Origin of the sequence: Chryseobacterium polytrichastri, from assembly GCF_900142445.1 — a bacterium.
GTDB lineage: Bacteria > Bacteroidota > Bacteroidia > Flavobacteriales > Weeksellaceae > Chryseobacterium > Chryseobacterium polytrichastri.
Genome location: NZ_FRAV01000019.1, coordinates 72884 through 97664, shown reverse-complemented (window position 1 = coordinate 97664; position 24781 = coordinate 72884). Strand labels below are relative to the sequence as shown.

Annotated in this window: 26 protein-coding genes and 1 tRNA gene; 11 read left to right on the top strand and 16 right to left on the bottom strand. The window is 33.5% G+C overall.

The genetic code is table 11. From position 1 onward, the window contains the following. Positions 1-182 precede the first annotated feature (182 nt). The 11 genes from BUB80_RS13075 to BUB80_RS13025 all read right to left on the bottom strand — a co-directional run bounded on the left by BUB80_RS13075 (position 183) and on the right by BUB80_RS13025 (position 10743). Positions 183-258, bottom strand: a tRNA-His gene (locus tag BUB80_RS13075). 36 nt (positions 259-294) lie between these two features. Beyond that, positions 295-1014, bottom strand: coding sequence for a bacillithiol biosynthesis deacetylase BshB1 (bshB1, locus tag BUB80_RS13070; protein WP_073293519.1), 720 nt, complete (start codon positions 1012-1014; stop codon positions 295-297). A 160-nt stretch (positions 1015-1174) separates the two neighbouring features. Continuing rightward, positions 1175-2827 carry a tetratricopeptide repeat protein gene (locus BUB80_RS13065; protein WP_073293517.1) on the bottom strand — a complete coding sequence of 551 codons (1653 nt, stop codon included), beginning with the start codon at positions 2825-2827 and terminating at the stop codon, positions 1175-1177. Between the two features lie 91 nt (positions 2828-2918). Beyond that, on the bottom strand, positions 2919-3791 hold the full coding sequence (locus BUB80_RS13060) for a PstS family phosphate ABC transporter substrate-binding protein (RefSeq protein WP_073293515.1): 873 nt from the start codon (positions 3789-3791) through the stop codon (positions 2919-2921). Next, entirely contained in the window at positions 3781-3978 is a 198-nt protein-coding gene (locus tag BUB80_RS13055) for a C4-dicarboxylate ABC transporter (protein ID WP_175549608.1), read from the bottom strand. Before BUB80_RS13055 ends, BUB80_RS13060 begins: the two co-directional genes overlap by 11 nt. Positions 3979-4052: 74 nt before the next feature. Further along, complete coding sequence (locus tag BUB80_RS13050) at positions 4053-4895, bottom strand: energy transducer TonB (RefSeq protein WP_073293511.1); 843 nt, start codon at positions 4893-4895, stop codon at positions 4053-4055. A gap of 23 nt (positions 4896-4918) precedes the next feature. Further along, on the bottom strand, positions 4919-5491 hold the full coding sequence (locus BUB80_RS13045; RefSeq protein WP_073293509.1) for an ExbD/TolR family protein: 573 nt from the start codon (positions 5489-5491) through the stop codon (positions 4919-4921). 15 nt (positions 5492-5506) lie between these two features. Further along, positions 5507-6109 carry an ExbD/TolR family protein gene (locus BUB80_RS13040; RefSeq protein WP_073293507.1) on the bottom strand — a complete coding sequence of 201 codons (603 nt, stop codon included), beginning with the start codon at positions 6107-6109 and terminating at the stop codon, positions 5507-5509. 62 nt (positions 6110-6171) lie between these two features. Then, a complete protein-coding gene (locus tag BUB80_RS13035; protein ID WP_054511508.1) occupies positions 6172-7035 on the bottom strand; it encodes a MotA/TolQ/ExbB proton channel family protein in 864 nt (287 codons plus the stop codon). A 241-nt stretch (positions 7036-7276) separates the two neighbouring features. Then, entirely contained in the window at positions 7277-10090 is a 2814-nt protein-coding gene (gene leuS, locus BUB80_RS13030) for a leucine--tRNA ligase (RefSeq protein ID WP_073293505.1), read from the bottom strand. A gap of 176 nt (positions 10091-10266) precedes the next feature. Further along, positions 10267-10743 carry a lipocalin family protein gene (locus BUB80_RS13025; protein WP_073293503.1) on the bottom strand — a complete coding sequence of 159 codons (477 nt, stop codon included), beginning with the start codon at positions 10741-10743 and terminating at the stop codon, positions 10267-10269. A 196-nt stretch (positions 10744-10939) separates the two neighbouring features. On the opposite strand from BUB80_RS13025, the gene BUB80_RS13020 reads away from it, so the two are divergent. The 3 genes from BUB80_RS13020 to BUB80_RS13010 are packed head-to-tail and all read left to right on the top strand — an operon-like array spanning position 10940 to position 13353. Continuing rightward, positions 10940-11917, top strand: coding sequence for an acyltransferase family protein (locus BUB80_RS13020; protein ID WP_073293501.1), 978 nt, complete (start codon positions 10940-10942; stop codon positions 11915-11917). Positions 11918-11968: 51 nt separating this feature from the next. Next, positions 11969-12727 carry a glycosyltransferase family 2 protein gene (locus BUB80_RS13015; protein WP_073293499.1) on the top strand — a complete coding sequence of 253 codons (759 nt, stop codon included), beginning with the start codon at positions 11969-11971 and terminating at the stop codon, positions 12725-12727. Then, positions 12727-13353: a deoxyuridine 5'-triphosphate nucleotidohydrolase gene (locus BUB80_RS13010; RefSeq protein WP_073293497.1), complete on the top strand. Its 627-nt coding sequence runs from the start codon at positions 12727-12729 to the stop codon at positions 13351-13353. The genes BUB80_RS13015 and BUB80_RS13010 overlap by 1 nt, the downstream gene beginning before the upstream one ends. On the opposite strand, the gene BUB80_RS13005 is transcribed toward BUB80_RS13010, so the two are convergent. The 4 genes from BUB80_RS13005 to BUB80_RS12990 are packed head-to-tail and all read right to left on the bottom strand — an operon-like array spanning position 13345 to position 16451. Next, positions 13345-14580, bottom strand: a complete 1236-nt coding sequence (locus tag BUB80_RS13005; protein ID WP_073293495.1) for a 3-deoxy-D-manno-octulosonic acid transferase — start codon at positions 14578-14580, stop codon at positions 13345-13347. The two genes, BUB80_RS13010 and BUB80_RS13005, sit on opposite strands and share 9 nt — an antisense overlap. A gap of 11 nt (positions 14581-14591) precedes the next feature. Continuing rightward, positions 14592-15062: a DUF1648 domain-containing protein gene (locus BUB80_RS13000; protein ID WP_073293493.1), complete on the bottom strand. Its 471-nt coding sequence runs from the start codon at positions 15060-15062 to the stop codon at positions 14592-14594. A 2-nt stretch (positions 15063-15064) separates the two neighbouring features. Then, complete coding sequence (locus BUB80_RS12995; RefSeq protein ID WP_073293491.1) at positions 15065-15781, bottom strand: C40 family peptidase; 717 nt, start codon at positions 15779-15781, stop codon at positions 15065-15067. 22 nt (positions 15782-15803) lie between these two features. After that, positions 15804-16451 (bottom strand): O-methyltransferase, encoded by a 648-nt coding sequence (locus tag BUB80_RS12990; protein ID WP_073293489.1) that lies wholly within the window; start codon positions 16449-16451, stop codon positions 15804-15806. A gap of 182 nt (positions 16452-16633) precedes the next feature. Between BUB80_RS12990 and BUB80_RS23650 the strand changes: the two genes are divergently transcribed. Continuing rightward, complete coding sequence (locus BUB80_RS23650) at positions 16634-16789, top strand: hypothetical protein (RefSeq protein WP_175549607.1); 156 nt, start codon at positions 16634-16636, stop codon at positions 16787-16789. A 62-nt stretch (positions 16790-16851) separates the two neighbouring features. On the opposite strand, the gene BUB80_RS12985 is transcribed toward BUB80_RS23650, so the two are convergent. Continuing rightward, positions 16852-17685 carry an OmpA family protein gene (locus BUB80_RS12985; protein ID WP_072411117.1) on the bottom strand — a complete coding sequence of 278 codons (834 nt, stop codon included), beginning with the start codon at positions 17683-17685 and terminating at the stop codon, positions 16852-16854. Positions 17686-17772: 87 nt separating this feature from the next. On the opposite strand from BUB80_RS12985, the gene tilS reads away from it, so the two are divergent. From tilS to BUB80_RS12950, 7 genes are all read left to right on the top strand, one after another. Next, positions 17773-19110: a tRNA lysidine(34) synthetase TilS gene (gene tilS, locus BUB80_RS12980; protein WP_073293487.1), complete on the top strand. Its 1338-nt coding sequence runs from the start codon at positions 17773-17775 to the stop codon at positions 19108-19110. Further along, positions 19083-19643: an RNA polymerase sigma factor gene (locus tag BUB80_RS12975; RefSeq protein ID WP_073293485.1), complete on the top strand. Its 561-nt coding sequence runs from the start codon at positions 19083-19085 to the stop codon at positions 19641-19643. Before tilS ends, BUB80_RS12975 begins: the two co-directional genes overlap by 28 nt. An 80-nt stretch (positions 19644-19723) precedes the next feature. Next, positions 19724-20179 carry a thioredoxin family protein gene (locus BUB80_RS12970; RefSeq protein WP_073293483.1) on the top strand — a complete coding sequence of 152 codons (456 nt, stop codon included), beginning with the start codon at positions 19724-19726 and terminating at the stop codon, positions 20177-20179. 353 nt (positions 20180-20532) lie between these two features. Continuing rightward, on the top strand, positions 20533-22599 hold the full coding sequence (locus tag BUB80_RS12965; protein ID WP_073293481.1) for a protein-disulfide reductase DsbD family protein: 2067 nt from the start codon (positions 20533-20535) through the stop codon (positions 22597-22599). A gap of 286 nt (positions 22600-22885) precedes the next feature. Continuing rightward, positions 22886-23401 carry a biopolymer transporter ExbD gene (locus BUB80_RS12960; protein ID WP_073293479.1) on the top strand — a complete coding sequence of 172 codons (516 nt, stop codon included), beginning with the start codon at positions 22886-22888 and terminating at the stop codon, positions 23399-23401. Between the two features lie 64 nt (positions 23402-23465). Then, positions 23466-23987: a hypothetical protein gene (locus BUB80_RS12955; protein WP_073293477.1), complete on the top strand. Its 522-nt coding sequence runs from the start codon at positions 23466-23468 to the stop codon at positions 23985-23987. An 11-nt stretch (positions 23988-23998) separates the two neighbouring features. Next, positions 23999-24781: an alpha/beta fold hydrolase gene (locus BUB80_RS12950; RefSeq protein WP_073293474.1), complete on the top strand. Its 783-nt coding sequence runs from the start codon at positions 23999-24001 to the stop codon at positions 24779-24781.

Genomic DNA, 24781 nt, shown 5'->3' with positions numbered 1-24781 from the left:
TTCAGATTACAACTTAGAGGCGTGCGAGATAAATCGTTTTTCCTTTTTAGATTATCTAAACTTTTTGCGTAGTCCCCAAGTTTTGGAACTGATCCCTCAATATTTTTATAAATACGAGTTATTTCGTTGGCATTATTACATAAAAAAAACACATCTTCAATAAAGAAAATGTGTTTAAATGTGGGTGAATGAGGGGTCTCGAACCCCCGACCTCCGGAACCACAATCCGGCGCTCTAACCAACTGAGCTACAATCACCGTTTTTGGTGCTGCAAATATAGGAAAGATTTTTTAATTACAAAACAATTCCATCAAAATTTTTCATCGCAATTAGCTTCTCAGTCGTAAATCCCTCAGCATAAGCAACTCCCGATAACCTTCCTAAGTCTTGTGCACGATAGGTTAAACTCTCATAAAAGTCTTTTGATGTGATTGGAGTCTCGGGTTCATCAGAATTCGGGTCATAAAACTGAGTTTTGAAAGCCATACATGCTTCGATCTTCTTATCAAGGTGCTCAGATATATCAATAACAAACTCAGGCTTGATATTTTTCCACTGAATATAATTGAAAATATGCTTCGGTCTCCACACCTCTTGGCTTTCTCCCTCTTCTGTAGTTTCAATTTTTCTTAAACCAGCTAAAAAGCACGCATCCGACACTAATTTCGCTCCTTTTGCGTGATCTGGATGTCTATCATCAATCGCATTCGCTAAAACGATTTCTGGCTGGTATTTGCGAACCATTTTTACGATCATTAATTGATATTCTTCAGAATTCACAAGAAAGCCATCTTTCATTCCCAAGTTCTCTCTCGCAGAAACGCCTAAAATCCTGGCAGAATTTCCAGCCTCTACTCTTCTTGTTTCATCTGTACCTCTGGTTCCCATCTCGCCTTTTGTTAAATCAACAATAGCGCAGGTTTTCCCTTCTGAAATTAATTTGGCAATGGTACCACCACATCCTAATTCAACATCATCAGGGTGTGCCCCGAAGGCAAGTATATCTATTTTCATTTATTATTTTTAATTTGTACAACAGAACGCCCAACAGCTATGATCATATTTTCGAATTTTTAACTGTGAACATTTCCTATTTTCAAATATAGGGTTTAAAATAAAAACTTCCCAAACATTACGAATGGGAAGTTTTAATATCTATAATTTAAAATTTAAATTACTTGTTGATTTCTCCGTTAAGCTTAACAGCATCTTGGTATGTTGGATCTAATTGTAAAGATTTTGCAACATAATCTTTTGCTTTTGCAAGATCTGCATCTTTACTCATGTATGCTACCGCAAAGTAAGCATAAGCCAACGTTTGCTTGTTCGCTTCCTTATCTGCAGGTTTTACTGTAGAGATAAATTTCTCATAAGCAATCTTTGCAGCATCATTATTTCCAGCTTGCTGATAAGAATATCCTTGGCTATAGTAAGCAGGAGCCCAATCAGGAAGAAGCGTACTCATTTTTTGCCATGTAAGGATTGCTCCGTTCCAGTTTTTAGCATCCTGATAAGCTGTTGCCAACTTAAATAATGAATCTGTATCCTGAGCATTAGCAGCAACTTTTTGCTTTAATCCTTCGATAGTAGGGTTCGTTGCTCCAGAATCAGCAGAACCTTGTGATACAGCGCCACCTCCAGCAATTTTAGCAAGTTCCATATCCCACTTCAATGTTTCGTCTTTTGCTCCTTTAGCAATTGCTACTTTTTGTTGAGTCTCAGCCATTAAAGCCGATTTCTTAGCCGCATCTTTTTCATCTTTAGCTAAACCAGCAGCAATTAGACCTAATAATCCTTGGTCAGCTGGCTGTACTCTTGACTTTTCAGCCTGAGAAACAAAACTGTCGATACTTTGTTTAGCATCAGCATATTTTCCCTCAGAATATAGTTGATACGCTCTTAATTTAAATTTGATTGGATCTTCAACTTTATCAAAAATCTTATCCAAAATCATTTTAGAGTTAGCATAATCTTCATTCGTAAAATAAAGTTTAGCAATTTCTAATTGTGTATATGGATCTTCATCAGCATACTTTGTATAATTAATCAAATCCTGAGTTGCTTTTGCATTCTCTTGATATTTAATATCATAAGCAGCTAATGCTTTATATGCAGGTGCATACGTTGCATCTGTAGCAATTGCTTTATCTATACTTTCTTTTGCTTGTTTCCATTGTTGTGCAGCCATCCATAAAGTTCCAATTCTTGTATAAACGGATGCTTTATTTTTCGCAAGTGGCAAAGCTTTATCATACGCGCTCATTGCATCACCAGGGATTTTCTTCAATCTGTAAGCATCTCCTAATGTATAATAGTAATGTGCAGGAACTTCTTTTTTAGACGCTCTCTCAATAGCTTTATTCAAGAACTGGATAGCAAGATCAGGAGAGTTATTTTTTTCAAATAATGTTAAAGCTTCAGCAGCTCTGAATAATACTTCTGCATCTTTCTCTCTAGAATCAGTTACAATTTTCTGAATTTCAGCAATTGCTCCTTTATCTCCTTTTCCTAGTTTTACAGTAGCCAAACCTAGTTTATTAAGGTAGCTCTTACCATCTGCTGCAAGACCTTTGTTAAAACTTTCTGTTGCTTTTGCAAAATCTGGCTCACCTTGTCTTAAAAATGTATTTCCTAAATAGAAATAATTTTCAGCTGTAGGCGCTTTAGCAATCATGTCAGTGAAATTAGTTTTTGCTTGAGCAAATTTATCACTGTCAATACTGTTAATACCATCTTGTACTGTTTGCGCAGAGGCAAAGTTGGCAAAAAATACCACGGCTGCCCCAAAAGCAATCTTCTTTACATTCATAATCATTATATCTTTCATTTTTAATATATTCTAAATTGAGTTAATTTACTACACAATTTTCAGACCAAAATAGTATAATTATTCTGGACAAAAGGTTAATTTACTATTTTTAATGCATCTGCACCTCTCTCTTGTAAATATTGTATGGTTGTAATCCTTCTTTTTCTACGATCATCTGGCCAAGTTGAGTACAAGAATATCTTATAAACCCATTAGCAATGTTAAAATTCCCTTCATTTGTTAAAAAGTATAAAACTCTTGTAAAAGGATATTTCATTTCACGTAATGTACTAGAATCAGCAGTATAAAGTTTCCCTTCATTTTCAACAGGAAGCACTTTTACCAATTCTCTTAATTTTTCAGAAGTTTCATCATAAGGTCTGCTAAATGTATTCAGACCAATAACTCCTATTTTATCTGGAAATTTATTTAATTCTTCAATAATATTCTGGCTTCCCGGAATTACTGAAAACTTCAAATCCTTAGGTTGTTTTTTAAGCCTTTGAGCTACAAAATTCAAGTTACTTGAATTGGTTCCGTCGAAAATAAACGCTTTATTATCAGACTGTAGTCCATTTTTAATTTCATCCATTGAAATACTCGTCTTTGGAGAACTTTTAGGAACCACAAAAACCACTGCATCAGCAGCAAATTTTGCAGGTAAAATTTTCATATCAACCTGCTCTTCATAAGCTTTAACTTCTTCAGGAGAAAGTTCTTTAGACATAACGGCAATTCTTGCTTTACCCTGTAAAAGATCAAGAAAGCCTAAATCTTCTTTTCTGGTGACTACTTTAATTTTTGTTTCAGGATAATTAATCATATACCCATCAGCCAACGCTTTAGTAACACTTTTAAAAGATTCATCAGTAAGAATTGTAAGGTCTCCTTTGTGATAAGATGGAGATTTATCTTCTTTTTTGCATCCCGAAACAATAACACTAAGAACAAATAGTATTACAATTTTAACACTATTTTTCATTTTCAGTATTTTTAATTTTTGAAATAGCTCTGTATATTCTGAATATCCCGTAAAGCATAAGAAGCCCACCCATTGCGTACGCAACCGTAGGTTCTAGAACGGTAAAAAAGAATTTGTAGTAAATAACTACACCTCCTAACACTATATAAAACAATCCTGTAATTAAGGATAACCAATTGAACATCATAAAACAAAAATACCAAAAAAAATAAAAAGAGAAGCTATTGCTTCTCTTTTTTAATTATTATTTAAAGATAAATATTATCCTTCAAAATTCATTGTTAAAGGTAATCTGAATCTGTAACGAACAGATTGACCATTAATTTTAGCCGGACTCCATTTATTCTTAATAGACTTAATCGTTCTTACAGCTTCAGAGTTGAAGTCTGCATTTTTTCCATTAGCCTTTACGTCAGTAATACTTCCATCTCTTTCTACTACGAAAGTAATTTCAGTTTTTACTGTACCTTCATCTCCATTCATCGCAGAACCATCGAAGCTATCTCCTACTTTCTTTCTGAAAGTGTTGATCCCTCCTGGGAATTCTGCAGTTTGCTCTACCTCACTATAAATCTGAGTATCACTCACCTGAGGCTTCACTTCAGCAGTTGAAGTTCTTGTACCTGTAGATGGTGGTGGAGGTGGTGGAGTATAAGCCGGAGCTTTTACACCCTCCTGATTATTCAGACCTGTTGTTGTTTCTAATTGCTTAGAAATTGGTGGAGGTGGAGTTTCGATTTTCGGAGCTTTCACCGGTTCCGGAACAACGTTCTGAATTACCTCGATTTTTTCCTCTTCTTTTGGTGGAGGTGGTGGCGGTGGTAATTCTTCTTTTGGCTCCTCAATAATTTTATCTTCCTGAAGAATTTCTACTAAATCTGCCTTAACTTCTTGTTTAGGTGGCTCAGTAAGTCTCTTAATTGTAAGATAAATAAAAGGAGATAAAGCCGCAACTAGGAATAATGCCGTTCCAAGAATAAAAGACTTTGTCAGAAGTCTTGGATACTGATGTCTAAGATCATAGGCACCATATTCCTTGTTTCTATTTTCAAATACAATCTCGTCTAACGTAAGATTTTGATTGTATACATTTTCATCTGCCATAGATTTACAATTTTATGGTTAAATTACTTTGTTGCTGGTGCCACTGGAGCCCCAGAATTACCAACCTTCTTATTATAAATAGCTTGTTCCCAAGGCTTCACATCGGTAACACCGTATTGCTCACTTTTGGTAATAGCCATTTCGTCAAGAATATCTACAAAGTTTTTATATACAGCATCGTCAGTCGGTTTGATAATAACAGTAAATTTCGTTTTATCTGCCGCATTTGCTTTTGCCTGCTCAATTACTTTTCTAATTCCTTCTCTATCATAAGTAGTTTCATTAAGATTTTGATCAGTTAAAGATGTATTATCTTGCTGATGCCAAAAAACCTTATTGTCTTTACCTAATAATAAAGAAATTGAGTTAGAAAGTTTAATCTCTGTTGGAGGTGGTTTTGGGGTATTTTCTTTCGGTTTTGCCGGAAGACCCAAATCCATTACATTCGGTTTAGAGAATGTGGTTGTGAACATAAAGAAGGTAATCAATAGAAAACCCAAGTCCACCATAGGAGTCATATCTACCCTGGTATTCTGTTTCTTGGAACGTACCTTGCCGCCTTTGCCGCCTTTTTCCTGTACTTGTACTTCTGCCATTTCTAAATGATTATATTATGGTTTACCTTCTTGTGATGTAATCAACCAGAATTTAAGAAAATCAATATCTCTTAAACCTTCAAATAGGCTTTTAACTTTAGGATACTCCGTAGTTACGTCACCCTTGATTGCTAATTTGTAATCAGGATTTACGCTTAAACTCTGTTGTACCCAGTCTACTAACTGCTTATTTGTACTGTCCATAGGAATCCCCTTAGGACTCTTGAAACTCTTTTGTTCCTCATCTGACAAATCAAGATAGCTCTTAAGTTGGTTCATAGGAACCCCAATTGCTTGTACTTTTTGAAACGCAGCTTTTTCGTTGTTGTCAAAAGTAATTCCATACTTTTGACCCATTTTATCTAAAAGCTGTAATCTCTCTGATGCATTTTCTACCGGTTGGAAATAAAATTTCCCGTCAGCAGTAGCGTTGATGGTCATCAAACTCGCATCAGGAAGTAACTTCTCTGATATTGAAGATGGCGGTTTAATCTGCTCCACGTCAGGTTTCTTAAACTGAGTGGTCAATATAAAGAATGTAAGTAGTAGGAATGCAACGTCACACATTGCCGTCATATCCGTAACTACTCCATGTCTTTTTGGTTTGACTCTCGCCATTGTTTTGAATTATTTTTAATTAAACTTCTTTTATTGCTAATGCAAACACCTTGCTAAAATTCTTAGTTGAATTCAGCGAAAGACTGCTGGATGCTCATTGCGATCTCGTCGATCTTGTAAGTCAACCCATCAATTCTAGATGTAAAGTAGTTATAAAGGATAATCGCGATAGCAGAAGTACCAATACCTAAAGCTGTATTGATCAATGCTTCAGAGATACCTGTAGAAAGTGCAGCTGCATCTGGAGTACCACCACCAGAACCTAATGCGAAGAATGCTTTGATCATCCCGATTACAGTTCCTAAAAGTGCGATCAACGTTGCAACAGTTCCTAATGTAGAAAGAATCATCATGTTTTTTTCTAACATTGGCATCTCAAGAGTTGTAGCCTCTTCGATAGCTTTGTTAAGAGCTACCATTTTTTGCTCTTTATTTAATGTAGTGTCATGAGAAAGTGCTTTGTAAGTAGTAAGACCTTCTTTTACTACATTACCTACAGATCCTTGTTGTCTGTCACACTCTTCTAAAGCTTCATCAACTTTGTTTTGATTCAATAAGCTTCTTACTTGTACTACGAAGTTGTCTAAGTTTCCTTTCCCAGCCGCTTTTCCAAGTACAAAATGTCTTTCAAAAGAGAAAACAATTACTGTAATCATGAAAGTAATCAAGATTGGTACAATAACCCCTCCTTTGTAAATAATACCTAAAAACGACTCTGGATGAATGTCTTTTCCTTCAACACTTGAAAAAGCTACAGAACCACCACCTAGTTTATCTGCGTCTTTAAAATTCCCTGGGCTACCAAGAACGAATAAATAGATACAAACTCCTATAACGAATAAAATAGGAATAATAATAGCCGGATTTAAACCTCCTGCTTTTCTAGCAACTAATTGCTCATCATTTTTTGAAACATTCATTTCCATATTTAACTAAATTATATTGTTTTAAAATTTTTACAGTTTGTAAATTAAAGGCAAAATTAATTAAAATGCAAGAGTCTTAAATAAACATTTTTGTTTTTTTTGATAAAGAAATTTTAATACGATTTCGATATTATAATTTTTTTTCAATTTTTTAATTATTTTCCTCAATTTTAACATTTATGTTAAAATATTAAAAAATTTAACCCCTCATTTTTTTTAAATTACCAATGTTAATTTTTTTTTAAATTACAATATTCACAATTCTGTGATGCACTACTATGATTTTTTTAGGTGCTTTCCCTTCCAGAATTTGTTGAATTTTATCATCATTAATCACCAAATCTTCAACTTCCTTAGCAGATAATTGCGCAGATAGGGATAATTTAAATTTCATTTTACCATTTACGCTTACCGGATACTGAATTTCGTCTTCTACTAAGTACGTTTCATTCAGTTCTGGAAATTTCTCAAATTCAATAGAAGTATCGTGTCCTAGCAAGCTCCAAAGCTCTTCACAGATGTGAGGGGCATACGGCGAGATGATAACGGCTAAAGGTTCAAGAATATTGCGTTTGTTGCATTTTATTTTCTGTAATTCATTTACAGCAATCATAAATGATGATACAGACGTATTGAAAGAGAAGTTTTCGATATCGTAAACTACTTTCTTTATTAATGTATGTAATACTTTATATTCTTCTTTTGTAGGTTCTTCATCAGAAACTTCAAAATTTTCGCCATTGAAATATAAATTCCAGAATTTTTTCAAGAAACCATATACTCCACTTAGCCCTTGTGTATTCCAAGGCTTAGACTGTTCTAACGGACCTAAGAACATTTCATACAATCTCAATCCATCTGCTCCATATTCATTACAGATATCGTCAGGATTTACTACATTATATTTAGACTTAGACATTTTTTCTACTTCACGTCCTGTGATGTATTTTCCGTCTTCTAAAATAAATTCAGCATCAGCATAATCTGGTCTCCAAGCTTTGAAAGCTTCTGTATCCAATTCATCAGATGTTCCTTTTAATAAAGATACATCAACGTGGATTTCCTGAGTTTTATATTGATTGGCTAAATTTTTAGAAACATATTGATTAGTTCCATCAATTCTATATACATAAGCACTCATCCCCAAAATCATTCCTTGGTTGATCAATTTTTGGAAAGGCTCATCATGATTCACATATCCACGATCTTTCATGAACATATTCCAGAAACGAGAATATAATAAATGTCCGGTTGCGTGCTCGCTACCTCCAATATATAAATCTACTTGTCCCCAATAATCAGTTAGTTCTTTTCTCGCAAAAACCTCATCATTATTAGGATCCATATATCTAAGGAAATACCAAGAGCTTCCTGCCCAACCCGGCATTGTAGATAATTCTAATGGAAATACTGTTTTATCATCAATAAGATCTGTAGCAACCACTTTCTGGTTGGCTTCATCCCAAGCAAAAGTTTTTGAATTTCCTAATGGTGGATCTCCATCTTCTGTTGGTAAATATTTTTCAACTTCAGGAAGCGCTAAAGGCAATGCCGAATTTGGCAATGTGTAAGGCATTCCATCTTTATAATAAATTGGAACCGGCTCTCCCCAATAACGCTGTCTTGAGAAAATGGCATCACGCTGTCTGTAATTTGTAGTTCCGTGACCAATTCCTTTTTTCTCAATAGCATCAATCATTAACGCTTTTGCTTCATCATAACTTAAACCATTCAAGAAATCTGAATTTACACAAACACTTGTTTTAGAATCAAAAGATTTCTCCCGAACGTCTTCTTCAGTTTCCACCACTTTTTTAATTTCTAAATTAAATTTCTTCGCAAATCTGTGATCACGCTCGTCATGTGCAGGAACAGCCATTACAGCTCCCGTTCCGTAACCCATCAATACATAATCTGAAATATAGATCGGCATCTTTTCATTACTGAAAGGATTGATTGCATAACTTCCTGTGAAAGCTCCCGAAACGTTTTTCACGTCAGACATTCTGTCTCTTTCGGACTTCTTAGAAGTTTCTTCAATATAAGTGTCTACCTCAGCTTTTTGTTCTGCTGTAGTAATGGTTTCAACTAAAGGATTTTCCGGCGCCAACACCATAAATGTTGCTCCAAAAATAGTATCAGGTCTTGTTGTGAAAACCTCAACGATTTCGTCATGAGAATCAATATTAAATCTAACCTGAGCACCCTGAGATTTTCCGATCCAGTATTCCTGAGCATCTTTCAAAGGTTGTGGCCAGTCTAATGTTTTAAGACCTTGCAACAATCTTTCAGAATATGCAGAAATTCTCATGCTCCACTGCATCATTTTTTTCTGGAAAACAGGGAAACCTCCTCTTTCAGATTTTCCGTCTTTTATCTCATCATTTGCCAACACTGTTCCTAAAGCAGGACACCAGTTTACAGTCGTTTCCGCTCTGAAAGACAAACGGTAGTTTAATAAGATATCTTCTTTATCTATTTCAGAAGCTTCTTTCCACTCTTCTGCTGTGAAATTTAATTCTTCGTTTTGATTGGCATTTACATCCAATGATCCATTCTCTTCAAAATGTTTGATCAATGTTTCAATAGATTCTGCCTTGTCGGTATTTTTATTATACCAAGAGTGGAACAATTGAATAAAGATCCATTGCGTCCATTTATAATAAGAAGCATCAGAAGTTCTTACTTCTCTACTCCAATCGAATGAAAAACCAATTTTTCTTAATTGCTCTTCATATCTGTTAATATTCTGTTCTGTTGTAACAGCAGGATGCTGTCCTGTTTGAATTGCGTATTGCTCAGCAGGAAGTCCGAAACTATCGTAACCAACCGGGTGGAGAACATTAAAACCTTGATGTCTTTTATATCTCGCATAAATATCTGATGCAATATATCCCAGCGGGTGGCCTACATGAAGCCCCGCCCCCGATGGATACGGAAACATATCGAGAACATAAAATTTTGGTTTATCTGTGTTATTGGAAGTTTTGTACGTTTGATTGTCTTCCCAGTATTTCTGCCACTTTTTTTCTATCTGCTGATGATCGTAAAACACGTTGTTATTGATATTAGATGTTAGACTCTAGATGTTAGATTAATTTTAACACTAGTTTTCACAAAAATAATGATTTTAAAAGAAATGCAACTTTAATTTTCGATTAATTATAATGCATCCCTAAACAAAAAGATCTCATCCGAAGACGAGACCTTTTGTTATATATCTGCTATTACTTATGGTTGAGGAATTCTCTTAAAAGTATAGGTTCTTGTCTTGTATACGGTAGGATCTGAAGTTTCTTCTCTTATGGCGAGGTTCAGCGTAGTTTCATTAAGAGTAACTACCTTACCGTTAGATGGATCTACAGTACCTTGATATTTTATCTGTATTGTTTTTGCACTGCTGTCATATATATAGCTGAAATTTTGACTTGATGATATAGCACATACTCCAGGTGTAGCAACATCATTCCATTCAATTCTTTGTCCTAATGACTCCGTATTAAATCTCCATCTGGATTCTTTCTGACAATCGCTATATGTAATAACATCACTAATAGGTTGCTGCCCTGTCTGTATTGTAGTAACAACTTCTTTTAGCGGCTGCCAAACTCCTCTAATAGGAGATAGAACTACTTCATCGTCATTCTTAGTACATCCTGTAGCTACAAATAATGATAAACCTGCAAATAGTAAAGCTAATTTCTTCATGTATCAAATTTTTCAAGCGCTAAAATTATAATTTTTTTGATTTACTTAATAGTTTTTTGTGAAAAATTATTTCAAAATCCAATATTTTTAAAATTGTCACGGCTTATTCCTGCAATATTACTTCTATTTAACAAATATTGAACTATATTATAGTGTTATATATTTACTAAAAAAGTTATTTTTGCTAAAAAAACAAATGCAAGACATCGCGAAAAATAATTTTGACTTCATCCGTGTTCTCCTCGCTTTCATCGTTTTTGTTGGTCACCTAGGCTACCTAAGCACCTCTCCCTCTCTCGAATTTCTAAAGCACAGCCCTGTAGAAGTTGGTGTTTTCGCATTTTTCATCGTCAGTGGTTTTTTAATTGCACGAAGCTACGAAAGAACAAGTACATTAAAAAAATACATCAAAAAAAGACTCAACAGAATCGTTCCTGCCTATTTATTGGTCGTAGTTTTATGTACCGTACTATTAAGCTTGGTAAGCACTGTTTCCTTTTCAGAATATTTCAGCAGCCCTCAAACGCTTAGATATTTTTTATGGAATTCCGCATTTATGAACTTTATGGCGCCCAACCTTCCCGGTGTTTTCGGGAATGGAGCGGTAAACGGTGCCCTTTGGACTTTAAAAATCGAAATGTGTTTTTACTTTTTAGTTCCGGTTCTTTTCTTATTTTTTGGGAAGAATAATAAATATAGAAATATCAGTTTAATCGTATTTTATTTCCTTTCATTAATTTATCTTAATTATTTTGAAATGATAGGGAAAGTTGAAATTTCAAGACAAATTCCGGGAGCTTTATGCTATTTCATTGGTGGAATGTTGGTGTATTTTAACTTTCATAAATTCATTAAACATAAAAATATCCTTTTCATCATTGCTATTCTAACAGTTTGGATTGATTTGATTTTTAAAATTAAATTATTCTCACCCATCATGATAAGCATTATCGTTCTTTACGTTGCCTATTCATTTAAGTTTTTAAATAATTTCGGAAAATATGGAGATTTCACATATGGCATCTACATCTTCCACTTCCCGATTATCCGAGTATTTGCAACGTTAGGCTTATTTTCCAATTACAATCCTTATTTCATGGCATTTATATGTATGCTCGTCGTTATAGGAGTCGGAGTATGCTCATGGCATCTTTACGAAAAAAGATTTTTATAATTTTAAGAGTCCCTCATCCAACTTTAAATCTATTTATATTACTTTGCACAAATGAAAGATCTTGTTTCCATCATCACTCCCTGCTATAATTCTGCAGAATTTATAGAAGAAACGATACAATCTGTCCTCAACCAAACCTACGAAAACTGGGAATGGCTGATTACGGACGACCTTTCTAAAGACAATACCGTAGAAATCATTAAAAAGTACAATGATCCCAGAATAAAACTGGAAGCTTTACAGCAAAACGGAGGCGCAGGAAATGCAAGAAACAAAAGCCTGGAAAGAGCACACGGTAGATATATTGCTTTCCTGGATTCTGACGATTTATGGTACCCTGAATATTTGGAAACAATGACCAATTATATGCAGGAAAATAAAGTAGAACTTGTTTATTGTAATTATTCAAGATGTGATGAACATACCATGCAACCTGTTTTAAAGGATTATCTTGCTGATAAAATCGTTACTTTTTCAAACTTATTGAAGACTTGCAGACTTGCACCTGTTTCCACCATGTATGACACCCAAAGAGTAGGTAAATTCTTCTTTCCCATCAAAAGCAAACGTGAAGACCATGTGATGTGGCTGAATTTATTAAAAGAAATCCCCAAAGGATATCCCGTAAAAAAGACGTTAGCAAAATATAGAATGCGCGAAAACAGCGTTTCGAGAAAGAAGAAAAATATCATTAAAGATCAATATTTAGTTTACAAAGACTTCATGGAATTTTCTACTGTAAAATCGTTGTATTACACGGCCAATTGGGCATTAAATGGGTTTCTTAAATATTCAAAAATTTTTAATTAATGGAGTATTCAAAAGAATTTAAAGCGGCTTTAAGTAATTTTTCTCCTGTAGAAAAAGACCGTCTTATTTTCAGATTATTAAAAAAAGATAAACTTTTGTCTAAAAAACTGTATTTCGAATTGATTGATACAGAAACAACCGATGACAAAAGAGATGCAATGGAAGAAAATGTAAAGGAGAAAGTTTTTTTGGCTTCAAAATACATTGGAAATCAAAAATATTTCCAGACCATTATCCGAAAACTCAGTGCAGAAATAACAGAACACATAAAGATAACGACTGATAAGTTTGGAGAAATCTCTCTGCACATATTACTTATCAATGAAATTCTGGAAAACAACGAAGAACTTGGCAGACAAAGGTTTGACAATGTTTATAAGCTTTACCTTTATATCATCAATAAAATATTCCGAGCATTAATTTTAGCTAAAAAATTAGATGAAGATTACTGGATGGAGATTGATGAACTTTTAGAAGATCTCGATAAGAAAATAAACAGCAATACATATCTACAAAAGCTTTGCATTAATAACGGTTTAGATTTTAATTGGCTGAAATGTGAAAACATTCCGGATAATTTAGATCAGATTATGAAAGAAATAAAAAGTCAGGGTTTTTTAAGATAGAATTTTCTTGAGAATAATTTCGGTTGAATTAGGTTTCTCATCCACAAATTTCTTCGCATTTGCAGACATTTCTGCTAACACTTCTTCATTATCACCATTGAGGAGAAATAGCGCGAAGTCGGCTGCTACATTTTCTTCATGAAAAGATTTTCCTCCGTTAGCTGAGATCAAATCATCTGCTTCGGGATTTTTCTTATAATGATCTCCGAAAATAACTGGCGCTCCGAAAGTTGCTGCCTCCAGAATATTATGTAAACCCGCATCATGGAAACCTCCTCCAACCACTGCAACATCAGCGTAAGAATAGAGTTTCGACAATAAACCAATACTGTCGATGATAAGCAAACGATGATGGCTAAATGATGACTGATTTGTAATTTCACTATATAACAAAGTATCAGGGAAAATTTCTCTTAAATTCTGAACCCTTTTGAGATCGTGAGGAGCAATAATAATTTTAACATACGGATTCGCCTTTAAAATAATGTCTGCTATCTTTTCCTCCGAACCCCAAGAACTTCCGAAAACGATAGTCTTATCCCCATCAATAAACTCACTGATATACTTCACATGATTATCTCTTTCTCTAAGCTGTTTCACGCGATCAAATCTTGTATCTCCTGCTATCGAAGAACGCTCTAAGCCTACACTTTTTGCCAAAGCAAAAGACATTTCTGTTTGATGAAAAAACCAGTCAATATTATTTCTCAACTGTTTCACAAACCATTTTCCATACGAGGTAAAGAAAGATTGATTCTCATAAAAAAGAGCTGAAATAACATAAGTTTTTGCACCCTGCTCTTTTAATTCAGCCAAAAGATTATACCAGTAATCATATTTCACCGTAAAAAATAGTTCAGTCTCAAACTGGGAAATAAAGTCTTTTACTGTTGATCTTTTATCGAAAGGCAAATAACAGATACAGTCGGCAATATGTTTCTTTTTAATAACATTTTCATAGCCTGATGGTGAGAAAAAAGTAATTAAAATTTTATGCGTTGGAAATTCTTTTTTCAGTTTTTCTAACACAGGCAAACCTTGCTCATACTCGCCCAAGCTTGCAGCATGCATCCAGATTACTTTATCAGATTTCGAAAATTTAGATTTAATAACATGGATAGATTGCTTTCTTCCTTCAACGCCTTTTTTAGTTTTATCATTAAACAACGAGAAAACCTTCATTCCGAAGATGAGAAGATTGATGAATATGTTGTAGAGAAATTTCAAACCTGGTTATTTTAATAATTAGCCTTATCTCTTATTCCTTCCTGAATTGATTTTACAAGACCTACTCCAATCACCGCAAATAATAATCCCACAATAAAAAAAACAAGCCCGCTTAGCTTAGTCTGTTTCCCTTCTGCAATACGGATACTTTCTATAACAATATCCAAAAATAAAAGCATTATAGGAAACTGGATAGAATATAAGTATAGTTCTAACGTCTTTTTATTTCGAAAACTTTTTGGAACGTTTAATAAAGTAGAATTAGGATTTCTGGAGAGTCCTGCAAAGAGAACCGAAATAAATGTAGCAATACATGGCACAGCCCAAATTGCCGCCTTCTCGGCTTCACCATCTACATTCCCCTCAAAATTAAAATGGGTAGGAATAACATCCGGTAATCCAGCATATTTCATTCCTGTAAAAGCCCAAATTACTATAAGTAAAAGAGTATTTACAATTAATAATATGCTCGAGATTTTCATATTTAAATGATACTTTTAATCACTCTTAATTTATGAGTATGCTGATTCAGTTCTTTATTAAAAATTCCTGTAGAATCTAAAGTATCAATTCTTACTTTTCCGGAAGCATGAATAATCCTTTGATTATCGAGCATGATTCCCACATGAATAATTTTACCATCAGCATTCTCAAAAAACGCCAAATCACCAGGCTGACTTTCTTCTACAAAACTTAACGTCTCCCCGACTTCTGCCTGCTGAGATGCATCTCTCGGTAATTTCACATGATGAACTTTGTAAACCAATTGTGTAAAACCAGAACAATCTACCGCGAAAAAACTTTTCCCACCCCATAAATAAGGAACGTTAAGAAATTCTTTTGCTGTTAAAGCAATGCTTTCACGGGTATCATGACTTCTTCTGGAAGCCACCGCAGGAAATTCAACCTCAGAACCCATGGAAAGTAATGTCTTCCCATCATTCATCAGTACAGAAGAAAAATCTTCAGTGATTAAGGTTACTTTTCTATTCGCCAGCTCTTCGTCTGTTACAGGCTTTATTTGTTTGGTATCCATCCATCCTTCATAGCCATCATAATGCATTTTTATCTTGGTCCAGTTTTTATTCACTTCCAAAATATCTGCACTTTCTCCAAACAATATTTCAGTAACAATTTCAGCTCTATCAGAATTTTCTGCGCGCACCGGTGCTACTGTAACAATACAAATTCCTTTATTCATAATTTTTTAGATACTAAATATCTTATATCTTTCTTAGGAAATTCACTCCGTCACGCAAAGGTAAAATAAGATTTTCAAAATCATTATCTTTTGCGATCAAATCGTTTAGTTCCTTGATGATTTGAGTAGATTTCTGCTTCGGATTTTCTTCCAGCACTTTACCATACCAAAGAACATTATCAAACAATACCACTGAACCCGATTGTGTTCGGGGCTTAATTAATCTAAAATACTCCGCATAATTTTCTTTATCAGCATCAATAAAAACAAGATCAAAAATCTCATCCGTTTCCTTTAAAAACTCTTTTGCGTCCTGAAGTTTAAAGTTGATCTGATTAGAATATTCACTTTCCTGAAAATATTTTTTAGGTAAATAGGCAAGATCTTCATTGACATCCAATGTTGTTATTTTTCCGTCTTTGGCTAAACCTGCCGTCAAACATAAAGTTGCATATCCTGTAAAAGTTCCTATTTCCAGCACATTTTTGGGTTGTAACATCTGAGAAATTATGGTTAAAAGTCTCCCTTGCTGATATCCCGAAATCATATGAGGCTGCGTCGTTTTCTGGAAAGTTTCTTTTCTTAATTTTTTCAGAATTTCAGGTTCGGAAGATCCGTGTGTTTCCAAATACCTGTCCATTTCTGGATTCTTTTCTTCAAAAAAGCTCATTTTACAAATTTTTGTGATTCAAATTTAACTAAATATAAGGAAAAAGAATAAATTTTGAAACAAACATTCTCTTAAAGATGGGGAAAGTCCCATATCATTTACCGTAAAAACACGGATGTTTTTTAATGAGCCATTGTAATACCTTTGCAAAGACGGGTAGAAACACTAAGAAAAAAAAAACAATGAAGATAGGGGAAAAACAAATAAACACTAAGAATCAGAAGACCGCAGTGTCCCCGGACAAGGCGGCTTCTTCTGTGAAAAAAACTAAACCAGGAATATCCTCTTCATTTTTCCAAAGAATTATTTCCTTATTGAAAAAAGAAGAATTAATTTGATTAAAAAAAATAACTCCCGAAGAAATTCAGGAGTTATTTTTTTATTGTTGAATTTGAAATTCTTATTTCTTAGGAGCAATATCCATCAACTTCATGAATTCATCAAGTTTAGGCATAATGATAATCTCTGTTCTTCTGTTTTCTGCTCTACCTGAAACGCTCATGTTTGTCGCTTTAGGATTGTATTCAGAACGTCCACCTGCTGTAATTCTTGCAGGATCAACTCCAAATTGAGATTGTAGAACTTTAGCAATTGATGTACCTCTTAATGCAGAAAGATCCCAGTTGTCTCTTGGCAAGTTTGGAGAACTTAATGGAGAGTTATCTGTATTACCTTCAATTAATACTGAATATTTATCGTAATCATTAATTACTTTAGCCACTTTTCCTAATACTTCCTGAGCTGCAGGCAATACATTGTAGTCTCCCACTTTGTATAACATTTTGTCTGAAAGCGAGATCATAACCACTCCTTTCAATACTTTTACCTGAACATCATCGTCTGTTACATTATCCAAAGATCTTTTCAGTTTGTTTGATAATGCTAGATTCAAACTGTCATTTTTAGCATTATTAGAAATCAACTGTTTGATGTAAGAGTTTGAAGAATTAATCTCACTTACCAATTTATCAATATTTGCAGAGCTTTTACCTGTATTAGATAAACAAGCATCTAATGATGATTTTAAAGCATCATGCTGACTTTTCAGTAAATTATTCTCACCAGACAATGCAGAGTTTTGAGACTTCAGATCCTGAATCTCTCTCTGTCTTTCGCCAATGTTTTCAATACATTGCTTATAGTTTGAACTTAGAGCATCGTATTGCTTTTTGCTTATACAAGATGTCATCCCCAACGCCATCGCAGAAACTGCTAGAATTTTAATAATCTTCATAAATAATCTTTTTTAGACGAATCAAATTTAGGAAAATTCATTTTAATTATATGGGTTATCTTTGCACAAAAGAAATTATCAACCTAGATGTTGAAAAAATTACGTTTTAGAGATCAATTAGAAAATCTTATTCACAATCCGGAAAACCACACTTATTTATTAGCAGTGAGTGGCGGTGCTGATTCTATGGTGCTGGCTTATTTGTTTCAAAATTCTGGATTTCCCTTTCAGATAGCCCATATCAACTATAAACTTCGCGGTGAAGATTCTAACCTTGACCAAAAAGTTGTTCAGGATTTTTGTGAGAGAAACAAAATTCCTTTTCATTTATATGAAGTTTCAGAAAAAGATGAAAAACCCGATAACTCGATTCAGCTTTGGGCAAGAGAGCTCCGTTATGCTTTCTTTAAAAATATTCAGCAACAGGAAAAGTTAGAGTTTTTAGTAACTGCTCATCATTTGAATGATCAATTGGAAACATTCATCATAAATCTTTCAAAAGCAGCAGGAATTAATGGTTTGAGTGGAATCCCTTCCAATGACAATAATATCCTTCGACCTCTTTTATCATTTTCAAAAGAAGAAATTTACGCGTTTGCAAAAGAAAACAGCGTTGAATTTCGCGAAGATCTTTCTAATAAAAAAAGTGATTATTTAAGAAATAAAATAAGAAACGAGATTGTTCCCAAGCTTTTAGAAACGAACGACCATTTTTTGGAAAACTTCAAAAAAAGCTCTTCTTATTTAAATCAGACCAAAGATTTTGTTCAACATCAGATTAAAGAAATAGAAAATAAGCTTTCAACATTTAACAAAGACCATAAAATTTTATCCAAAGAAAAGCTGGATCAGGAAAGTGATTTTGTAAAGTTTGAAATTTTAAAGAAATATGGTTTTAATCAGGAAGAGGAAATTTCTAAAATTTTCAAAGCTGAAAATGGAAGTTCTTTTTTTTCAAAAGACTATCATTTAAGCATCAATAGAGATGAATTGATTATAAGCAAGAAGGAGGAAGTAAAAGGCAAGAAACCCGAATCTGAAATTCTTCTGATTGAAAATTTTAATTTTTCAGAAAACCAAATCATCATTAATCTCGAAGATATTATTGAAAGCAACTACGAAATCAATAAGATAGTTGAATGGGATTTTGATGCCGATAAACTCCACTTTCCTTTACGTTTAAGAAAACAAGAGGATGGAGATGAATTTTACCCATCAGGGTTTTCAGGAAAAAAGAAGATTTCAAAATTCCTGAGAGATGAAAAATTATCTTTTCTAGAAAAAGAAAACGCTTGGTTATTGTGCGATGCAAAAGATCAGATTTTAGGAATACTACCTTATAGACAAGATAGAAGGTTCTCTGCCAGCAAGCAGACTCAAAAAATGTTGAAAATAAAATGGACAGAAAAACAACAAATACTCTAGCAATAGATGATTTTAAGAGAAACAGCAATGTAGCTTTTGCCATTTTATATCAACAATACTTTACATACACTAAAAAATTTGTTCTTAATAATAAAGGAAATCTAGAGGATGCCAAAGACATTTTTCAGGATTCATTGGTTATTTTATACGAAAAGTTATTTACTGACGACTTCAAAGCGCACACTTGTCTTGGTTATTACATTTCAGGGATTTCTAAAAACTTATGGTTGAAAAAGCTTAGAAACAAACAGTTTTTCATAGAAATTCCGGAAAATTATTACGCCACCCATCAAGAAGAGATCAATTTGGCTATTGAAAACGAGCGGGACTATTGGGATAAACTTAATGTGTATATCAATTCTATATCTACGCATTGCAAAAACTTAATTCAGGATATTTTTATGAAAAATAAAAGTATTGAAGAGATTCAAAGTAAATATCAATATACCAGTAAGCATAATGCACAAAATCAGAAGCATAAATGTGTAGAACAAATTAGAAAAATTAAAAACAACGATTATTTTCAACACTGAAATACAATACATTATAAAAAACATTCGAAAAGACGGGTGATTTTTTTTTGTTTTTGGAACTTATAATAAATATCAACATTATGTTTAAAACAATCATATTCAGTCTGTGCCTAATCATCGGAGTTTCCGCTAATGCACAAAGTAAGAAAGGTATTGATTTTCAAAAAATTGATTTGGAAGCAGCCAAAAAGATCGCTAAAAAAGAAAACAAACTCATTTTCATAGATATATACACCACTTGGTGTGGTCCTTGTAAATTGATGCAGAAAAATACTTTCCCCGATCCTAAAGTTGGAGACATATTCAATAAAAACTTTGTAAATCTTGCGATAGACGCAGAAAAAGAAGGTGTAGCATTGGCAAAAGAATTCAAAATTGTGAATTTCCCATCATTTTTATTTTTAGATTCTGAAGGAAAATTAGTTCAATATGACTTTGGGTATTATAATGCTGAGCAGTTCTCCACAGTTGGAATGGCTGTTGTGGATAAAATCTCCACTGAAAAACCTCCAAAAACATTAGAGAAGAAAAAATAAAAAAGATAGCTGGAGAAAAGAGAATCAGGTAAATTGCCGAATCAGGTATTGAACATATTGAGAAAATCAATAGGGATTTTCTCACAACATTTTTAGTAAAAAGAATACGTATTTCTGTTACTGCTAAGGTAAATACATCAACGAACATCTTTTATTGAAAGAATTCTTAGGAAAAAGAGGGTTCCTTCGTTTTTTTAAGGACGAAAAATTAGCTATTTTAGCGAAGAAAAAAAATGGATCTTAGCCTTAAAGAAAAAATTCTGTTCTCGGAATTCTATCATTAAGATAAGGCAAACCATATGCAAGGGATGAGAAAACGAAACAATATTCTCAAAATTTTTAATTAAAGTAAAATGAAATTTAAAAACTGGTTTTTATTAATTCTGCTGTTTTTAGCAACAGGAATTAATGCACAAATCAAAAATCCTGTAAAATTTAAACTTACGGTTAACGAATTAGGAAACAACCAATATGAAGCCGTGTTGAATGCAACAATGGAAAGCGGTTGGCATATTTATTCTAAAGACATTCCTGAAGACACCGGAATCCCTACAGAATATAAAGTTTCAGGTAAAAATATTGAACTGATTGGGAAGTTCACAGAAACAGGTAAAAAACATGAAGAATTTTCTGAAGCCTTTGGCGGAAAGATTATCTTCTATTCCAACAGCGCCGGCTTTAAACAAAAGTTTAAATTAAAAGACGGAACAAAACCTGGCGATGTGGTTGCAGAAATTACTTATCAAACTTGTGACGACCGCGTTTGTTTAGCTCCAAACACACTAGAATTCAATCAAAAAGTAACTCCAAAAGGGGCAACTGAAGAAGTTACTGCTGATATAGTAGAACCTACTAAAGATTCTGCTAAAATGGTTGAAACAGTAACTGCTGATCCCGGAAAAGGAGAAATGACAGTAAAAGAAGTTTCAAAGCTAGATCCAAAACAATTAAAAATAGAATCTATTGATTTTCAAAAACCTTTAACAGATTGCGGAACAGCAGCTGTGAAAGACAGTGAAAATTATTGGACGTACTTATTCCTAGGATTTATCGGAGGATTAATTGCATTGTTAACACCATGTGTTTTCCCAATGATTCCTCTAACAGTTTCCTTCTTTACAAAAGGGAATAAAGATAAATCAAAAGGCAAAAGAGATGCACTGATGTACGGATTTTTTATTCTCTTGATCTTTGTTTTATTAAGCGTTCCTTTTCATTTAATTGATGGAATTGCAGGAAACGTCTTCAATGAAATTTCTACAAGCATTTGGTTGAATATTGTATTCTTTATCATATTCATCTTCTTCGCGGGAAGTTTCTTTGGATATTACGACATTTCGTTACCAAGCTCAATTGCAAATAAATCTTCAAAAGCAGAAGAAGCTGGTGGAATCATCGGTATATTCTTTATGGCTTTAACTTTGGTAATTGTATCTTTCTCTTGTACAGGTCCTATTTTAGGAAGTTTATTAGGAGGATCATTATCAGGTTCATCTCATATTCCAACGCTGTTAACCTTAGCTTTAACAGGGTTTGGTTTAGCTTGGGCCATTATTTTCGGATTGTTGGCACTATTCCCACAAGCATTACAAAGTCTTCCAAAATCAGGAGGATGGATGAATACGGTAAAAGTTGTTTTAGGATTTATAGAACTAGCATTAGCCTTAAAATTCTTGTCAAAAGCAGATTTAGTTTCTAAAACATTCTTATTAAAAAGAGAACTGTTCATCGGAATATGGATCATTATCGCAATCGGATTAGCTTTATATTTATTCGGAATCATAAGATTTCCACACGATGATAAGAAACCTAAAATCTCTATCGGTAGAAAAATTTTAGGAGTGTTAGGAATTGGTTTCGTTATTTATATGATTCAAGGATTAGTTCCTTCAGAACGTCCGAAACTGCAATTGTTAAGCGGAATTCTACCTCCATTGAATGTTAGCTATTTCCACGATGAAAAAGATGGAATTTTGGGAATGCATCCTGAACATGACTTCTTCAAAGCTCTTGAATTAGCTAAAAAAGAAGATAAACCTGTTTTAATTGACTTCACTGGCTACGGTTGTGAAAACTGTAGAAAAATGGAAGAATTTGTTTGGAGTGAACCGGATATCTTACCTATTCTTCAAAATGATATTGTATTAGCTTCATTATATGTTGATGACAAAGAAGAACTTCCTGAAGATCAAAAAACGAAGATTGATTTGGGCGAGGGCCAAGTTAAAAAAGTAAAAACAATTGGAGACAGATGGAGTTTGTTCCAACAAGTTAATTTTAATAATAACTCTCAACCCCACTACGTTTTGATAACTCCGGACGGAAAAGTAATCAATGCTCCGGTTTCAGGATATATGCCGAAAGAAGATTTCAAAAAATTCTTGGAATGTGGTGTTAATTATTACAAAAAGAATAAATAAAAAATTCAAAATATTACTAAAAACTCACGCTGAAAAGTGTGAGTTTTTTTTATTGTAAAAATAACAGACAAAAGAGTTTAACGAAACTATAATCAAACACTTAAAATATCACAAAACTTTATACAATTAAAAAAGAATACAACATAATATTAACAAATAATAATCATTTTTAAATATTTTACACCATTTATGTAATTTAGGTATAGACTTTGTATTGATTCCTTCAAATAAAAAAAAACAAATCACTCTTTATTACAAACTGTTTAACATTTAAAAAATAGTAATCATGGCTGAAGTAATTGCACAAGAAAAACAAGGAGGCAAGCAAAAGAAAAAATTGATCAGAGTTGACATGACTCCAATGGTAGATTTAGGGTTTTTATTAATCACCTTTTTTATGTTTACCACCAACTTTACAAAACCTAACGTGATGGATCTGGGATTGCCTGCGAAAAGTCCAATACCAACAACAAACGTAGTTGATGTTAAAAACCAAGTAACGTTTATTCTTGGAAAAGACAACAGAGTATTCTACCATCAACAAGACAAGCAAGATTTAAATACAGGTAATTTAAAAGAAACAGATTTTAGCGGTGTGAAGATTTCAAAGATTATTTCTGAAGCCTATCAAAATGCACCAGTTAAAGAAAACTTCACAGTTATTATTGAACCTACCGATAAGGCAAACTACAAAAATTTCGTAGATATCTTAGATAATATCGCCATTTCTAAAAAAGAACGATACGGAGTTACAGACATAAAACCTTGGGAAAAGAAAGTTTACGAGGAATTAACAAAATAATACGAAAGGGCATTTTTAAAATGCTCTTTTTTATTTACATTTGAGATTATAATTTTAAGTATTGATGAAAAATCTAATTACCGCAATTGCTATTATAGCCTTAATGGTTTCATGTTCAAAAAAAGAAACACAACCTACACCCAACCCATCAGACAGCACAAAAATCATTGATTCTATTAATGCGGTCAGAACCAAAATGAATGACAGTATTAAAGCTAAAAACAGCGAAAATAATTTTAAAGATTTTAGCGGAGATCATAAATTCACGTACCAAAGCCAGAATTCATCAACAAAATCAGGTTCTGTGAATTTCAAAAAAATGGGTAGAGACGACTATGATGTTTCAGGAAATATTAAATCCGGAAAAGATTTTATAACCATTAAAGGATCTGCAATTGTTGTTTCCCCTAAGCATCTTAACTTCACAGGAGACATTACGCAGAGCATTTCTTCAAACGACAACGGAAAAACCTATGCCCGAAAAGGAACAAAAACATTTATGTCTAAAGACGGCGGAAAAACCTGGAGACTTCAGGATATGGTAAATGGTTCGGGATTTGTTGATTATATTGACATTCACTTTTAATATTTGAAACTATGCTACATTTCGAGAGAAAAGGAAACGGAAAAGAGACATTGGTACTGCTTCATGGTTTCATGGAAAACAGTTCTATTTGGAGCGACATGGAACCTCATTTGTCTGAAAATTTTTCACTATTAAAAATAGATCTTCCCGGTCATGGTAAATCCGAAGTTTTAGGAGAAATCCACAGTATTGATTTAATGGCTGATGAAGTGAAGAAAGTTTTAGATCATCAGAAATTAAATAAAGTTCATTTATTGGGACATTCAATGGGAGGTTATATCTCATTAGCATTTGCTGAAAAACACCCTGAAACATTGAAAAGCTTAACACTATTTTTCTCCACCTATTTTCCTGATGATGAAGAAAAGAAAGAACAACGCATAAAAAGCTATAGGATTATCAAAGATGCTTTTGCACATTACGCAAGAGCGGGAATTCCTAATTTATTTAATCCAAACGAAAGAGACATTCTGGAAGGAAAAATAGAAACGGCTTTGAAAATTGCTCTTTCCACCAATAATTTAGGAGCCTTAGCCTGTGTAAAAGGCATGGTAGACAGAACCGATAAAAAACATGTGTTAGAAAATCTTGAAGCTAAAATTTTAGTTATTGCAGGAAAACACGACAATGCTGTAAAAACAGAAAAAACTATCAAAAACCTTCCCGACCGAACCAATATCAAATCTTACGTTCTTGATTGCGGACATAACGGACACTGGGAAAAACCAATTATCTGTGCAGAAATCATCAATACAGAACTTCTTCACAATATGCCGAAAAATTTAGTTCTTTAA